Origin of the sequence: Streptosporangium lutulentum (assembly GCF_030811455.1) — a bacterium.
Taxonomy (GTDB): Bacteria; Actinomycetota; Actinomycetes; order Streptosporangiales; family Streptosporangiaceae; genus Streptosporangium; species Streptosporangium lutulentum.
In genome coordinates this window covers 5351863-5367110 of the sequence record NZ_JAUSQU010000001.1, presented here as the reverse complement: position 1 = coordinate 5367110, position 15248 = coordinate 5351863, and the positions used below count along the sequence as shown (strand labels likewise).

The 15248-nt window shown below is 69.0% G+C and carries 18 protein-coding genes; 12 read left to right on the top strand and 6 right to left on the bottom strand.

Annotated elements, in window-relative coordinates; all coding sequences use genetic code 11:
• Nucleotides 1-35: 35 nt before the first annotated feature.
• Complete coding sequence (hemW, locus tag J2853_RS23895) at nt 36-1247, top strand: radical SAM family heme chaperone HemW (protein ID WP_307561528.1); 1212 nt, start codon at nt 36-38, stop codon at nt 1245-1247.
• Between the two features lie 85 nt (nt 1248-1332).
• A complete protein-coding gene (locus J2853_RS23890) occupies nt 1333-1515 on the top strand; it encodes a hypothetical protein (RefSeq protein WP_307561526.1) in 183 nt (60 codons plus the stop codon).
• Here J2853_RS23890 and J2853_RS23885 read toward each other — a convergent pair.
• From J2853_RS23885 to J2853_RS23875, 3 genes are read right to left on the bottom strand one after another with little or no spacing between them, the layout of a single operon-like run.
• Nucleotides 1505-2269, bottom strand: coding sequence for a DUF4870 domain-containing protein (locus J2853_RS23885; protein ID WP_307561524.1), 765 nt, complete (start codon nt 2267-2269; stop codon nt 1505-1507). The genes J2853_RS23890 and J2853_RS23885 overlap by 11 nt on opposite strands.
• A 24-nt stretch (nt 2270-2293) precedes the next feature.
• A complete protein-coding gene (locus J2853_RS23880) occupies nt 2294-3109 on the bottom strand; it encodes a DUF3097 domain-containing protein (protein ID WP_307568791.1) in 816 nt (271 codons plus the stop codon).
• 58 nt (nt 3110-3167) lie between these two features.
• Complete coding sequence (locus tag J2853_RS23875) at nt 3168-3905, bottom strand: hypothetical protein (RefSeq protein ID WP_307561522.1); 738 nt, start codon at nt 3903-3905, stop codon at nt 3168-3170.
• A 183-nt stretch (nt 3906-4088) separates the two neighbouring features.
• Between J2853_RS23875 and hrcA the strand changes: the two genes are divergently transcribed.
• From hrcA to J2853_RS23860, 3 genes are all read left to right on the top strand, one after another.
• On the top strand, nt 4089-5102 hold the full coding sequence (gene hrcA / locus J2853_RS23870) for a heat-inducible transcriptional repressor HrcA (protein WP_307568789.1): 1014 nt from the start codon (nt 4089-4091) through the stop codon (nt 5100-5102).
• A gap of 12 nt (nt 5103-5114) precedes the next feature.
• Nucleotides 5115-6251 carry a molecular chaperone DnaJ gene (gene dnaJ, locus J2853_RS23865; protein WP_307561520.1) on the top strand — a complete coding sequence of 379 codons (1137 nt, stop codon included), beginning with the start codon at nt 5115-5117 and terminating at the stop codon, nt 6249-6251.
• A 156-nt stretch (nt 6252-6407) separates the two neighbouring features.
• Nucleotides 6408-7139 (top strand): 16S rRNA (uracil(1498)-N(3))-methyltransferase, encoded by a 732-nt coding sequence (locus tag J2853_RS23860; protein WP_307561518.1) that lies wholly within the window; start codon nt 6408-6410, stop codon nt 7137-7139.
• 183 nt (nt 7140-7322) lie between these two features.
• Here J2853_RS23860 and J2853_RS23855 read toward each other — a convergent pair whose 3' ends face one another.
• From J2853_RS23855 to J2853_RS23845, 3 genes are read right to left on the bottom strand one after another with little or no spacing between them, the layout of a single operon-like run.
• The gene (locus tag J2853_RS23855; protein ID WP_307561516.1) at nt 7323-7946 is read right to left on the bottom strand and encodes a TetR/AcrR family transcriptional regulator; all 624 of its coding nucleotides are present in this window, start codon (nt 7944-7946) and stop codon (nt 7323-7325) included.
• A gap of 50 nt (nt 7947-7996) precedes the next feature.
• Nucleotides 7997-8644, bottom strand: coding sequence for a hypothetical protein (locus tag J2853_RS23850; RefSeq protein ID WP_307561514.1), 648 nt, complete (start codon nt 8642-8644; stop codon nt 7997-7999).
• Complete coding sequence (locus J2853_RS23845; protein ID WP_043655278.1) at nt 8641-9120, bottom strand: SigE family RNA polymerase sigma factor; 480 nt, start codon at nt 9118-9120, stop codon at nt 8641-8643. Before J2853_RS23845 ends, J2853_RS23850 begins: the two co-directional genes overlap by 4 nt.
• A 281-nt stretch (nt 9121-9401) precedes the next feature.
• On the opposite strand from J2853_RS23845, the gene J2853_RS23840 reads away from it, so the two are divergent.
• From J2853_RS23840 to era, 7 genes are all read left to right on the top strand, one after another.
• On the top strand, nt 9402-9755 hold the full coding sequence (locus J2853_RS23840) for a histidine triad nucleotide-binding protein (protein ID WP_307561512.1): 354 nt from the start codon (nt 9402-9404) through the stop codon (nt 9753-9755).
• A gap of 92 nt (nt 9756-9847) precedes the next feature.
• On the top strand, nt 9848-10912 hold the full coding sequence (locus tag J2853_RS23835) for a PhoH family protein (protein WP_307561510.1): 1065 nt from the start codon (nt 9848-9850) through the stop codon (nt 10910-10912).
• Between the two features lie 7 nt (nt 10913-10919).
• Nucleotides 10920-11402, top strand: coding sequence for an rRNA maturation RNase YbeY (gene ybeY / locus J2853_RS23830; protein ID WP_307561508.1), 483 nt, complete (start codon nt 10920-10922; stop codon nt 11400-11402).
• The gene (locus J2853_RS23825; protein WP_307561505.1) at nt 11399-12703 is read left to right on the top strand and encodes a hemolysin family protein; all 1305 of its coding nucleotides are present in this window, start codon (nt 11399-11401) and stop codon (nt 12701-12703) included. Before ybeY ends, J2853_RS23825 begins: the two co-directional genes overlap by 4 nt.
• Before the next feature lie 270 nt (nt 12704-12973).
• Entirely contained in the window at nt 12974-13537 is a 564-nt protein-coding gene (locus J2853_RS23820; protein WP_307561503.1) for a hypothetical protein, read from the top strand.
• 214 nt (nt 13538-13751) lie between these two features.
• Complete coding sequence (locus J2853_RS23815; RefSeq protein WP_307561501.1) at nt 13752-14084, top strand: cytidine deaminase-like protein; 333 nt, start codon at nt 13752-13754, stop codon at nt 14082-14084.
• A 189-nt stretch (nt 14085-14273) separates the two neighbouring features.
• Entirely contained in the window at nt 14274-15194 is a 921-nt protein-coding gene (gene era / locus J2853_RS23810) for a GTPase Era (protein WP_307561499.1), read from the top strand.
• Nucleotides 15195-15248 lie beyond the last annotated feature (54 nt).

The window sequence follows — 15248 nt, the reverse complement described above, 5'->3', positions numbered from 1 at the left end:
GCCGGGCATGCCGGAGGAAGCGGCAGACTTGCACCGTGCCATCCACACTTCCCGACGGCGATCCCGTACCGGCCTCAGGCGAGCTTCCCGACAGCGCGCTCCAGGGGCTCGGCGGGCGGCCCTTCGGCTTCTACGTCCACGTGCCCTTCTGCGTGACCCGCTGCGGTTACTGCGATTTCAACACCTACACGGCGTCCGAGCTCGGTCCCGGCGCCTCGCACAAGGACTACGCCGACACCGCCATCGACGAGGTACGGCGGGCGCGGGCCAACCTCGGCGACGTGAATCTCCCGGTCGAGACCGTGTTCTTCGGCGGCGGCACCCCGACCCTGCTCCCGGCCGGTGACCTGGTCCGGATCCTGGGAGCGATCGAGAGGGAGTTCGGGCTGGCCCCCGGCGCGGAGGTGACCACCGAGGCCAACCCCGAGTCCGTGGACCTCGCCTACCTGTCGGAGCTGCGCGCCGGCGGGTTCAACAGGATGAGCTTCGGCATGCAGAGCGCCCGTGAGCACGTGCTCCAGGTGCTGGACCGCCGGCACACGCCGGGCCGCCCGGCGCACGCCGTACGGGAGGCGAGGGAGGCGGGATTCGACCACGTCAACCTGGACCTGATCTACAGCACGCCGGGGGAGAGCGACGACGACTGGCGCGCCTCGCTGACCGCGGCGATCGAGGCCGGGCCCGATCATGTGTCGGCCTACTCGCTGATCGTGGAGGACGGTACCAAGCTGGCCGCCAGGATCCGGCGCGGCGAGTTGCCGATGCCCGACGACGACGTGGCCGCCGACCGCTATCTCATCGCCGACACCATGCTGGCCGAGGCCGGATTCGAGTGGTACGAGGTGTCCAACTGGGCGACCTCCGAGGCCGGTCGCTGCCGGCACAACCTGCTCTACTGGACCGGCGGTGACTGGTGGGGGGTCGGTCCCGGCGCGCACAGCCATGTCGGCGGCACCCGGTGGTGGAATGTCAAGCATCCCGCGGCCTATGCCCAGCGCCTGGCCTCCGGCACCTCCCCCGCGCATGCACGGGAGGTGCTGACCCCCGAGGACCGGGCGGTGGAACGGCTGATGCTGGAGCTCAGGCTCGTCCAGGGATTCCCGCTCAAGGAGCTCGAACGGCCGCCGGTGGTCGCACAGGCGCTGGCCGACGGCCTGCTGGAGGTGGAACCGTTCAAGGCGGGCCGCGCGGTGCTCACGCTGCGCGGGCGTCTGCTGGCCGACGCGCTGGTCCGCGACCTCACGTGAGTACGGTGACCGGAACCCTCTACCGAGCACGGTGACCGGTGGCCCGTGCGGGTACGGTGAACGGCGTTCTCGGTAGGGAGCGCCGATGCGGCGGGCCGTGAGGCAGGCGCTCCGGGCCGGCGAGGCGGGAGCCCGGCGCTCCAGGACGGCCGAGGCGGGAGCCCGGCGGAGAGGCACCGAACCCGGCCGCACAGGAGGCGCCGGCCAGGTGACCGGCGCCTCGGGAGGCGCCTCCTGGACCGGAGGCGCGCTCGGTGTCAGCGGATGAAGCGGATGTTCATTGGATAACGGTAGTTCTCGCCTCGATTGGCTGCGACGGCGGCGATGATCATCAAGGCGATCGATCCGATCCAGACCACGAACATCAGGACGAAACCAATCAGTACGAACGCCAGAATCCAGGAGACGAAGTAGGCGATCATCAGGGTGAGCTGGAAGTTGAGGGCTTCGGCGGCCTGAGCGCGCACGTAGGGGGATTCGTCCTTCTTGGCGAGATACACCACCAACGGGCCGACGAACCAGGTCAGAAGGCCCAGCAGATGGGCGAGCATGGACAGGGTGGTGTCGTCGCTGCCGGGCCGCGGACCGTATGCCCCCGGATGGCCGTAGCCGTATCCGTACGCGCCGGGTTGGGGATACCCACCCTGGTATCCACCCTGGTACCCACCTTGATAGCCGCCCTGGTAGCCGTGGCCGCTCATGTCGTACGGCGGGATCGGGGGAGGCGGGTAGCCGTACCCCTGCCCCGATGGTGGGTGACTCTGGCCCTGCTGGGCATAGCCCTGGCCTTGGGGATAGCCCCAACCCTGCTGGGTGTGGCTCGGGCCCTGGGGGTGGCCCTGCCCCTGGTCGGGCCGCGGGTGGTTCTGGTCGGGCGGCGGGTCGAACCGGGGGTGGCCCCAGCCCTGCTGGGTGTGGCTCTGGCCCGGCTGGGTGAGGCCGGGCGGGGAAGGCTGGTCGATGCGCCGCGTTCGGTCCGGGTCCGCGGACTCGCGAGGTAGATCCTCGGGGTTCTCGCTCATAGCCTCTCCTGGTGGATTCAAGGGCTAGCCATCCTCGCCGGGAATCGTCACGAAGTCGATTAATTCCTCGACCGGGCCGAGGAGTTCTGGCTCCAGATCGGCATATGTCGTGACCGATCCGAGAATGCGACGCCACGCGTCGCTGGGCTCCAGTTTCCAGCCCAGGGCGGCGATGACGCCTTCCTTCCAGGGTACGTCGCGTGGTACCGACGGCCAGGAGGGAATTCTCACCGCCGAAGGCTTGACCGCCTGCCAGACGTCCACGAACGGGTGCCCGACGATCAACACGTGCGGCGAGGAGACCTGGGCGGCGATCCTGCTCTCCTTCGAGCCGGGAACCAGGTGGTCGACGAGCACGCCCAGTCGTCGTTCGGGGCCGGGGCCGAACTCCTCGACGATCGAGGGCAGGTGGTCGACCCCTTCGAGATACTCCACGACCACGCCTTCGACCCGCAGGTCGTGGCCCCAGACCTTCTCCACCAGGGCGGCGTCGTGGATGCCCTCCACGTAGATCCGGCTCTCCCTGGCGACCTGCGCCCGCAGGCCCTCCACCGCGATGGAACCCGAGGCGCTCCGCCTCGGCCCCTGGGGCGCGGCGGCGGGACGGACGAGTGTCACCACCTTGCCCTCCAGGAGGAACGCGGCCGGCTCCAGCGGGAACAACCGCCGGCGCCCGAACCGGTCCTCCAGGGTGACGGCCTCCTTGTCGCAGGCCACCACGGCGCCGCAGAAGCCGCCGTCGGCGTCCTCCACGACCAGGTCAAGCTCTGCGGGAACCTGAGGGATCTTCCCCTTCAGGGGGCGTCGCCAGTCTCCCGCCAGCACGTCACGTTCGTACATCACCGACCGCCCACCATCTTCTCGCCATGGATCAAATGGACGTTAGCAAAAGCTGAGATCACCCGCCGTACGGTCCCGATCCCCACTGTCCCGCCGACGCGGCGGCCTGGCGTCTGCGGGCGCCGCTCCGTTTCACCAGTACGACGATCGTCACGATGACGGCCAGCAGGATCCCGCCGCCCGGCACCGCGAACAGGGTGATCACCCCGCCTAAGAGCGAGTCGGTGGCGAGCTCCGTGCCCACGCCGAACTCGGTGCCGGCGGCCTCGCTCGCGTCGCAGGTGAGCTGGTAGTCACCCGCCTTGTCGACTCCCACCCGCAAGCCCATCTCCCAGATGACGCCGTCGGACGTGACGGTCTGCTGGATGTCCGGCTGCGACAGCCTGGCGGTTCCCGGACCGCCCTGGAACGCGCACTCGAAATCGGTGGGCCCGGTCGCGGAGACGTAGATGGCGGACTTGTCCGCCGGGTCGAGGCTGACCGTGACGACCTTGCCCGAGCCGAAGGACGTGGCGGGCGCGGCGTCCCCGAGCGCGTTGAAGACACCGCCGAGGAAGCCGCCGACGCCGGCGATCACGCTGAGCAGCGCGACGAGCCAGACACCGACGATCCAGCCGATGCCGGGTTTGATCTTCTCCCTGGGCGGCGGGCCCTGGGGGACGCCGTAAGCGAAAGAGGCATAACCATAGGAAGGGTCGTTCTGGTACTGCTGCTGGCCATATGGGTGTTGAGGAACGCCGTAATCGGGCACGTGTGTAGACGCGTCACCCGAAGGAGAGCCGAAATCGTGGGACATGTGCGAAATTGTGGTTCGTGCCGCTTGGATAGTGATAGCAGTTGACTTGACGACGGCTTGGTCCGATCATCTGCCCCTCCTGTTATCGCACCTCGCGGCCATGGGCCGTACACTTGGCACTCGGGGACACAGAGTGCCAGCCCGGAGTCCCCACCTTCGGACGCAGGCAGGGAGGTGAGCACGTTGGTCGACGACCGGAAGCTCGCGGTGCTTCGCGCCATTGTCGAGGATTACGTGTCCACCAATGAGCCGGTGGGTTCCAAGGCGCTCGTCGAGCGGCACAACCTGGGAGTGTCGCCCGCGACCATCCGCAACGACATGGCGGTGCTGGAGGAGCAGGGCTACATCGCCCAGCCCCACACCAGTGCCGGTCGGGTGCCCACCGACAAGGGTTATCGGCTGTTCGTCGACCGGCTTTCGCAGGTGAAGCCGCTGTCGAGCGCGGAGAGGAAGGCCATCGAGACCTTCCTGGCCGGCGCGGTGGACATCGACGACGTCGTCATGCGCACGGTACGGCTGCTCGCGCAGCTGACCAGGCAGGTGGCGGTGGTTCAATACCCCACGTTGACCAACTCCACGGTTCGCCACGTCGAGCTGGTCCCGCTGAGTGAGCGCCGGCTGATGTTCGTGCTCATCACCAACACGGGACGGGTCGAGCAGCGCGTGGTCGAGCTGCACGAAACGGTCGACGAGGCCCGCGTCGCCCATCTGCGGGCGATGCTCAACTCCTGCCTGGACGGATGCGGGCTCACCAGCGTCCCCGACAAGGTCGTCGATCTGCCCGCGCGTCTCGCCGCCGAGGACAGGCCGCTCGCGGCCACGATCCTGTCGGTGCTGCTGGAGTCCCTGGTGGACCGGCACGATGAAAAGATTGTCTTCGCCGGGGCAGCCAACCTCGCGGGGGCCGACTTCACCGTCGGACTCCGCGACGTGCTGGAGGCCCTGGAAGAGCAGGTCGTGCTCATGCGCCTGCTCGGCGAGACGTCCGACCTGTCAGCGCTGACGGTGCGGATCGGCTCGGAAAACCCCTATACCGGCCTCCAGGGCACATCGATCGTCGTCGCTGGATACGGTTCAGGGGACAAGCAACTGGCCCGGCTCGGTGTGCTGGGTCCGACGCGAATGGACTACCCGGTCACGATGGGCGCGGTGCGCGCGGTGGCACGTTACGTCAGCCAGATCCTGGCTGCATCCTAAGAGGTCAACTAAGTGGCTAAGAGTGACTACTACGGCACCCTCGGGGTGCGTCGTGACGCCAGTGCGGAAGAGATCAAGAAGGCTTACCGGCGTCTGGCGCGGGAGCTGCATCCCGATGTGAACCCCGACCCTGAGACCCAGGAGAGATTCAAGGACATCACGCAGGCCTACGAGGTCCTGTCGGATTCCAACAAACGGCAGATGTACGACATGGGTGCCGATCCGTTCGCCTCGGGCGGGGGCGCCGGTGCCGGGGGGTTCGGCGCGGGTTTCCCGTTCAGCGACATCATGGACGCCTTCTTCGGCGCCGCGGGCGGCGGACGCGGTCCCCGTTCGCGTGCCCGCCGCGGGCGCAACGCCACCATCCGGGTCGAGCTCGACCTCAACGAGTCGGCCTTCGGCACCACCCGCGAGCTGGTCGTCGACACCGCCGTGCTCTGTGAGGTCTGCACGGGCTCCGGCGCGGCGGCCGGCACCCACCCCGACACCTGTGACATGTGCCATGGCCGCGGTGAGGTCTCCCAGGTCACCCGGTCCTTCCTCGGCCAGGTCATGACCTCCCGGCCCTGCCCCCAGTGCGGCGGTTTCGGCTCGATCATCCGCAACCCCTGCCAGGAGTGCTCCGGCGACGGCCGGGTCCGCACCCGGCGGACCATCAAGGTCCGCATCCCGGCGGGAGTGGAGGACGGCACCCACATCCAGCTCGCCGGCGAAGGTGAGATCGGCCCGGGTGGCGGCCCGCCCGGAGACCTGTTCCTGGAGATCGTCGAGCGCCCGCACGAGATCTTCGAGCGCCGGGGCGACGACCTGCACTGCACCGTGCAGATTCCGATGACCGCGGCCTCCCTCGGCACCATCCTGACCATGGAGACGCTCGACGGCCCCGAGGAGCTGGACATCCGGCCCGGCACGCAGTCGGGCCAGACCATCCCGCTGTACAACCGGGGCATTCAGCATCTCAACGAGAACGGCCGGGGCGACCTGCTGATCCACGTCAACATCGAGACCCCCTCTCGCCTTGACGCGGCACAGGAGGAGCTCCTGCGCGAGCTCGCCAGGCTCCGCGGGGAAGAACGCCCGCCCGGCAAGTTCGCCCCCGGGCAGCAGAGCTTCTTCTCCCGCCTGCGAGACGCGTTCAATGGCCGCTGAGCGGGGCCTCTCCGGAGGAGTACGGCGAGACGTCCCCTCCGCAGCGGATCGGGGCGCGCCCCGATCCGCTGCGGAGGGCGTCTTCCGGCCCGCGGAGGGCGTCTTCCGGCCCGGGCGGAACGCCTCCCGGGCACGGCGACACGTCTCCGACGGCCGATGACGGTTCCGGTCTTCCTGGCGGAGCCGGCCGACCTGGCTCTGGCGGAGTTCACGTTCGGCGGCCCCGAGGGACGTCACGCGGCGGCCGTACGCCGGTTGCGGGTGGGGGAGCGGCTCGATCTGACCGACGGCGCGGGCGCCGTGGCCGAGTGCGTGGTCCTGGCCGTCGGCAAGGACTCGCTCCGGGTGGAGACGCTGCGCCGCTACGACGTGCCCGCGCCGGGCCCTCGTCTGGTGGTGGTCCAGGGGCTGCCCAAGGGCGACAGAGGCGAACTGGCCGTGGAAATGATGACCGAGGCGGGAGCCGACGTGATCGTGCCCTGGGCCGCGGCCAGGTGCGTCACCCAGTGGAAGGGCGAGCGGGCGGCCAAATCGCTGGCCCGCTGGCGATCCACGGCCCGGGAGGCGGGTAAGCAGTCCCGCCGCTTCCACCTGCCCGAGGTGCTCGAACTCGCCACCACCGCGAAGGTCGCCGAACTCCTTTCGGCGGCGGCGCTGGGCGTCGTGCTGCACGAGGAGGCGGCTTCCCCGCTCTCCACCCTGCCGCTCCCCGGCGACGGCGACATCGTCGTGGTGGTCGGCCCCGAGGGCGGGGTCTCCGCGGAGGAGATCGCGGCGTTCCGCGAGGCGAAAGCCGTACCGGCACTGCTCGGGCCGACGGTGCTGCGCACCTCGACCGCCGGGGTCGCCGCGGTGGCGGTGCTCCAGGCGCGTACCGGCCGCTGGTGACCTTTCCGCGGCCCGGACGGCGCCCCCGCCCGATGGAGTCTCAGGGCGGGCCTTGGCCGCCCTGCCGGGGGTTCGCACCGGCTGACCTCGCGTCGTAGACGGTTAGGGGCCGTGGCCGTTCTGCTTCGTGCCGTCCTGACCTCACGCGGGCGGTGAGCGGGCCGTGGCCGTCCTGTCAGCGGTTCACGCCGCGCTGGCCTCACGCCGCGGGCGGGCGTCGGAGCGGAGGTCGTCGAGCGCCGCGGTGAGGGCCACCTCGAGGTAGGTGATGCGGTCGGTCGCCTGCAGCAGGGTCGCGCCGCCGGTGACGGCGGTCAGGAGGGCGGTGGCGGCCTGGTCGGCATCGGTGTTCGGGTCGATCTCGCCGGTGTCCGCCAAGGCTTTCACGCCGGTGACGAGGTGAGCGTGCCATCGGTCGTACAGGTCGGTGACGATGGCCTGGGTCGCCGGGTTCCCCATGCCCAGCTGGGCGGTGAGGGCCGACAGAGGGCAACGCCGACGCTGGGCGTCGTACTTCTCGATCACCCGTCGGCGCCAGGCCTGCCACTTGGGCCAGGTGGTCAGATCGCCGAGCATCGGCTGCTGGTCGGCCAGGATCTGCTCGGCCTCGTGACCGGCCACGGCCAGCAGCAGATCGGACTTGCCTTCGGAGAAGTAGTGGAACAACTGGCTTTTGCTCGTCGAGGTCGCTGCCCTGATGTCGTCCAGGCTCACGTTCGCGACGCCTCGCTCACGGATCAGCGCGGCCGCGCCCTCGATGATCCGTTGCCGGGTGGCAGCTCCTTTAGAACTCAGCACTCGCTCCATGGCTACCACGATAGAAGGTCCGGGCGCGTAGGGGCGTGGTCTGCCGGGCCCTAGCCGCCCGTGGGGGTCGGAAGGGGAGTGCTCGCCTCCGTGGGCGTCGGGGGAGGGGTGTCGTCCGGAGGAGGGCACTCCGTGATCGGGCACGGGTTCACCGTGGAGATGGAGGGCTCCAGGAGCGTCGGCGTCGGCGTGGGTGTCGGCGTCGCGGTCTCCTCGCACTTCTCGGGCTCGACCGGCCTGCCGGTGGAGGTCGGGCAGGTCGGAGAGGACGTGGGCGTGGGCTTGACGGTCGGCTTCGACGTCGGTTTGACGCTGGGAGGGAGGCTCTTGGACGGGAGGGGCGGCAGAGGCGGCGGAACGGCCGGCCTGCTGGCCGGCGGCTGGATCTGGCTGGTCCGGGGGCGTGAGGTGGCGGAACCGTCGGGCGGGGTCGTCTCGGTGTAGTTGACCTCTCCGGTGTTCACCTGCGGAATCACCTGCTCACGGAACTGCGGGACCACCATGACGACGGTGGCCGCGACGAGGACGACTCCCACGACAGAGGCTCCGGCACGCCACCACACCAGCCCGCGGAGCCCGCGTCTCTCCACGCGAGCGCGGATGATCTCCAGTCCGTCCGGGGAGGGAACGACCGAGTTCGCCTCCGCGCTGAGCGCACGGCGGAGCAGCTCGCCGTACTCATCCGGGGCATCGGTCATGACAGTTGCTCCAGTGATGTTCGTAGGGCGGCCATGCCGCGAGCCGTGTGGCTCTTGACGGCGCCCTTGCTGATGCCCATCGCGTGGGCGATCTGCGCTTCGGACAGATCTCCGTAATAGCGCAGAACCAGTGCCTCCCGCTGACGCGCGGGCAGGCCGCGGAGCGCCTCGATGACGGCGGACCTCTCGAACTCGCCGATCGCCCCGTTCTCGGCGCTCGGCGCGTCCGGCATGCCCTTGGGCGCGTATTTTTCCACGACCGCCCGGTGCCGGAGCACCGAGCGCGATCGGTTGACGACCGACTGGCGCAAGTAGGCGAGGGCCTTGTCGGTGTCGCGCAGCCGGCGCCAGGCGCCGTGAATGGCGACGAACGCGTCCTGTACGACTTCCTCCGCGGTTGCCATATCCCGGACGAGCAGCACGGCGAGACGCACAAGAGACCGATAGTGCGCGCTGTAAAGCGCGGTAACGGCCATGTCGGCGTCCCAGCCGACGGGCACCGTTCCGAGCGACCTGTCGGCCACGAGAGTCTCGGTGGTCACATCAGTGGGACGCGCGGCCTTCCCAGAGGGTTTACGTTCTTCCGGTTCATTAGGGGGCATGAGCCAGTCGTGTCCTCGCCAGGCGGCCATATCGTGCTAGTCACAGCGGTCTGTCATCGTTGAAGTTTTGCATACTCACCATATCCGGGCGGATCTTTGTTTGCGGACGGCGAACCATCACCGATTCGCAACGCCCTCGGCGGTAGGGTGCCTGCATGGTAAGTGAAGCCGACTGCCTATTCTGCAGAATCGTCGCCAAGGAGATTCCGGCGGAGATCGTCTACGAGACGGATCGCACGCTGGCCTTCCGGGACGTCAACCCTCAGGCGCCGACCCACGCGCTCGTGATCCCCAAGGACCACTACCCGAACGCGGCGGCTCTGGCGGCCGCCGACCACGGGCTGGCCGACGAGGTGCTCAGGACGGCGCACGCGGTCGCGGAGCAGGAGGGCGTCGCCGACTCGGGGTACCGGCTGGTCTTCAACACGGGCCCCGGGGCCGGCCAGACCGTCTTCCACGTGCACGGGCACGTCCTCGGAGGACGTGGCCTGACCTGGCCGCCCGGATGAAAACCCGAAGGCGCCATCCTGTGGATCACGGATACCATGGCGTTGAAGTCCTACGTCGATATCTGGAGGCGAACAGGCCGTAAGGCCCGCCCATGTCCGAGACATACGATTCCAGCAGAGCCCCATCGCCACGATCCAAAGGTCCTAGCCGGACCCAGGCAAAGGTAGTGATTCCGGACGATCATTCGATGGTCAGCCTGCTGGGCTCGCGCGACGAGCTGCTGCGCGTCATCGAGGGCGCCTTCCGCGCCGACATCCACGTCCGGGGCAACGAGATCACCGTCACCGGCAGCCCGGAGGAGAGCAGCACCGTGGTGCGGCTCTTCGAGGAGCTGACCGAACTCGTCCGCGGCGGTGCGGAGCTCACGACCGACGCGGTGGAGCGCAGCATCGCGATGCTGCGGATGACCACCGACCGTCCGGCCGAGGTGCTCTCCCTGGACATCATCTCCTCGCGCGGCAGGACCATCCGCCCGAAGACCGTGAACCAGAAGCGCTACGTCGACGCGATCGACAAGTTCACCGTCGTCTTCGGCATCGGCCCGGCCGGCACGGGCAAGACCTACCTCGCCATGGCGAAGGCCGTGAGGGCCCTGCAGGACAAGAAGGTCAACCGGATCATCCTCACCCGCCCCGCGGTCGAGGCGGGCGAGCGGCTGGGCTTCCTGCCCGGCACGCTCTACGAGAAGATCGACCCCTATCTGCGCCCGCTCTACGACGCGCTGCACGACATGCTCGACCCCGACTCGATCCCCCGGCTGATGGCCGCGGGAACGATCGAGGTCGCACCCCTCGCCTACATGCGCGGCCGTACGCTCAACGACGCCTACATCATCCTCGACGAGGCACAGAACACCTCGCCCGAGCAGATGAAGATGTTCCTGACGCGGCTGGGCTTCAACTCGAAGATCGTTGTCACCGGTGACGTCACCCAGGTCGACCTGCCAGGCGGAACCGAGAGTGGTCTGAAGGTGGTGCAAGATATCCTTGAGGGGATCTCGGACATCCACTTCAGCCACCTGACCAGTGCCGACGTGGTACGTCACAAGCTGGTGGGTGACATCGTGGACGCCTACGGGCGTTACGACGAGATCAAGCGGCAGAACGCGCCGCAGGCGATCAAGGGCGTCGTCAAGCGCTCTCGGGAGAGAACATGAGCGAGCAATGAGCACCGAGGTCAACAACGAGTCCGGTGTCGAGATCGACGAGGGGCTTATCGTCTCGCTGGCCGGGCACGTGCTGGAGCGGATGGGCATCAACCCGCTCGCCGAGCTGTCCATCCTTGTCGTCGACGAGGAGGCCATGTCGGTGCTGCACGAGCAGTGGATGGGAGAGCCGGGCCCGACCGACGTGCTCGCCTTCCCGATGGACGAGCTGCGTCCCGGCCCCGTTCCCGGGGCCCGGCACGAGGGAGACGCTCCCACGGATCCCGCGCTCCTCGGCGACGTGGTGCTCTGCCCGCAGGTGGCCGCCAAGCAGGCGGCCGAGGCCGGGCACAGCACCGAGGCGGAGCTGGAGATGCTGTGCACGCACGGCATCCTCCACCTGCTCGGTTACGATCACGCCGAGCCCGACGAGCACAAGGAGATGTTCGGCCTCCAGGGCGAGCTTCTCGAGTCGTGGCGGGAGGTGCGCCCCCACCGGTGAACATCACCAACGGGTGGTTGTTCTCGGCCGTCGTCCTCGTTGTGGTCGGCGGGTTGATCGCCAGCGCGGAGACGGCCCTGACCCGGATCTCACGGGTGCGCGCGGAGGAGTTCGTCCGTGACGGACGCCGAGGCGCCGTGCGCCTCCAGGCGATCGTCGCCGACCCGCCGCGCTACCTCAACCTGCTGCTTCTGCTCCGGTTGAGCTGCGAGCTGGTCGCCACGGTGATCGCGACGCTGCTGTTCATCGACTGGCTCGGTGACCAGGGCTGGGCCTACGCCGCCGCGGCGGCGATCATGGTTGTGGTCAGCTACGTGATCGTCGGGGTCTCCCCACGCACTCTGGGCCGCCAGCACGCCGAGCCGATCGCGCTCGCCAGCGCGCCCGTGGTGTACGGCCTGACCCGGATCTTCGGCCCCCTCCCCAAGCTCCTCATCCTGCTCGGCAACGCCGTGACGCCCGGCAAGGGTTTCAGGGAGGGGCCGTTCACCTCCGAGGCCGAGCTGCGGGACCTGGTCGACCTGGCCGAGGAGCGCAGGGTCATCGAGCCGGACGAGCGGGAGATGATCCACTCGGTCTTCGAGCTCGGCGACACCCTGGTCCGCGAGGTCATGGTGCCCCGCACCGACATGGTGTTCATCGAGCGCGGCAAGACGCTGGGCCAGAGCATGTCGCTCGCCCTGCGCAGCGGCTTCTCCCGGATCCCGGTGGTCGGCGAGAACGAGGACGACGTCATCGGCATCGCCTATCTCAAGGACATCGCGCGCCGGGTGCAGGACACCGGCGACGGCGGCCGGGCCGAGTCCGTTGAGTCGATCATGCGTCCGGCCACCTACGTGCCGGAGAGCAAGCCGATCGACCAACTCCTCCGCGAGATGCAGGCCCGCCAGATCCACCAGGCCATCGTCATCGACGAGTACGGCGGGACGGCCGGTCTGGTCACGATCGAAGACGTCCTGGAGGAGATCGTCGGTGAGATCGCCGACGAATACGACCAGGAGGCCCCACGGGTCGAGTCGCTCGAGGACGGTTCGGTCCGGGTGACCGCCCGGCTCCCGGTGAGCGACCTCGCGGACCTGTTCGACGTCGAGCTGGAGGTGGACGACGTGGAGACCGTCGGCGGCCTGCTGGCGCACGCGCTGGGCAGGGTGCCGATCGCCGGTTCCGAGGCCGTGGTGGAGGGACTCAGCCTTACCGCCGAGAGCCTCGCCGGGCGCCGCAACCGGATCGGCACGGTGCTCGTCAGGCGGGTCGCTCCGGTCGAGCCCGACTCGGTCTCGGCTTCCACCGAGCGGAAGTGACGGCAGTACGACCGATCTCTTTTATGTTGCTCACTTAAGGGCGTTCTCAACCGTGTCATACGGATGAGGGCGCCCTTGAGACGTTTCCCGATGATTGCCGCTTTTATCTGGGGGAAGAAAGCGGACGGCGGGGACAAACACCCCGCACGTGACATCGGGGGAATAGTCATGACGCGGGGGAAACATATTGCCGCTTTAGTGGTGGCCTGTGGGCTTTTATCGGGATTTTTAGTGGGATGCGGTGCTGAGAAGACGGGGTCCGGTACCGAGGTGAACGCGGGTACGGAGCTGGCGCGGCTGCGAGGGTTGCTGAAGGAGACGAAGGAACTCCCGGACGGTTTCTCCGCCCGGCAGCGTGACGCGTGGAAGCCGCCGTTCCGGCCTGTCGGCAGTGCCTGCCGGCTCGTCCTCGACGCGGCCGGAGGCAGTCCGCCGCAGTGGGCTCCGGGGGCGCGGGTCTCCGTGACCTACCCGGGCTACAAGATCGGTGAGCTGGCCGGAGTCGGGCTGGCGTCGTACACCGGCGACGAGGCCGAGGCCCACTTCGCCGAGCTCACCCGGGCACTGGGCGGCTGCCCGGTGGTGGCGAGCCACCGCCGGGCGAGTAAGGGCACCTCCTTCAAGGTCTCCAACCTGGACCTGGAAGGGGTCGGCGGCGACGTGCAGGCCAGGCGGCTGAAGGGCCGGTTGAACGGATATCCCTATGAGATGCACCTGGTCTTCGCCCGGGCGGGGAGCACACTGGTCTCGCTGGTGCACGCCGGGGTCGCGCGCGTCGACATCAGGCGCACCCGGCAGTTCGCCCGATTCCTGATCGACCGGGCCGCGTCCTGACCCGACCGGGATCCGACCGGCCCGGCCCCGACCGGGACCCGGCAGGGATCCGATCTGACCGGCCCTGACCGAGATCTGACCGGCCCCGACCGGCCCGGCAGGGATCCGACCGGATCCGGCGAGGATCCGATGTGGCCGAGATCTGACCGGAATGAACCGGGCCACGGCGTGGCCGGGGTCGCAGCGGCTCCCCGGGGCTGAATACGCTTGTGCCGTGAGTGACGCGACCCTCGATCCCGAGGACACCAAAATCATCGTTCTGGCCCGTTCCGCCCGCGCCCGCAACGGCGCGGCCGAGGGGGCGGCCGTACGTGACGAGACCGGCCGGACCTACTCGGCGACGAATGTGGCGCTGCCGTCGCTGACGCTGTCGGCCCTGCAGGTCGCCGTGGCGATGGCTGTGTCCAGCGGTGCCGAGTCCCTGGAGGCGGCCGCCCTGGTCACCGCAGGAGACGGAGCTGCCGACGCCGACGCGCAGGCGGTCCGCGATCTGGGCGGCAAGACGCTGCTCGTGGCCGACCCCGACGGCACGTTGCGCCAGAACTGAGGCCGGTCGCGGCACCCGTCGCGTCAGGGCTGAGGCCGGGTCGCGGCACCCGTCGCGTCAGGGCTGAGGCCGGGTCACGGCGGTGGGCGTGTTCAGGATCGGGGCCGGTCGCGTCGGCGCCCCGCTTCGGGGGGCCGAGGGGCCGTCGCGGTGGCGGGCGCGTCAGAGCTGAGGCCGACATCGGCGACAATGGTTGACGTGAGTTCCTCAGCTGTTGATTTCCATGCCGGTTTCGCCTGCTTTGTCGGCCGGCCCAACGTCGGCAAGTCCACGCTGATGAACGCGTTGGTCGGCACGAAGGTGGCGATCACCTCATCCAAGCCCCAGACCACCCGCCGCGTCATCCGCGGCATCGTGCACCGCCCCGACTCCCAGCTCATCATCGTGGACACACCGGGTCTGCACCGGCCGCGCACGCTCCTGGGCGAGCGGCTGGACAGCCTGGTGCTGTCGACGCTGACCGAGGTCGACGTGATCGGCTTCTGCGTGCCCGCCAACGAGCCCATCGGCAAGGGTGACCGGTTCATCGCGGAGAAGCTCGCCGCGATCAAGAAGACTCCGGTCGTCGCCGTGGTGAGCAAGTGCGACCTGGCGAGCAAGGAGCAGATCGCCGCGCAACTGCTCGCCGTCTCCCAGCTCGCGGACTTCGCCGATATCGTCCCCGTCTCGGCGAAGTCGGGGGAGCAGCTCGACGTGCTGGCCGACGTGCTGGTCGAACGGCTCCCGCAGAGCCCGCCCCTGTACGAGGGCGGTCAGCTCACCGACGAGCCCGAGCAGGTGCTGGTGGGCGAGCTGATCCGGGAAGCGGTCCTGGAGGGCGTCCGCGACGAGCTGCCGCACTCGATCGCGGTCGTCGTCGACGAGATGGTGCCCCGGGAGGGCCGCGACGATCTGCTCGACATCTACGCGCACATGTTCGTCGAGCGCTCGTCCCAGAAGGCCATTGTGATCGGGCACAAGGGCAGCCGGCTCAAGGATGTCGGCAGCCGCGCCCGCAAGCAGATCGAGGCCCTGCTCGGCACCCGGGTCTACCTCGACCTGCGGATCAGCGTCGCCAAGGACTGGCAGCGCGACCCCAAGCAACTGCGCCGCCTGGGCTTCTACGACTGAGACCCCGCGTCTCACGGCCGGTGCCCTCACGCTCCACCGGGGTGTCTCCGGCCC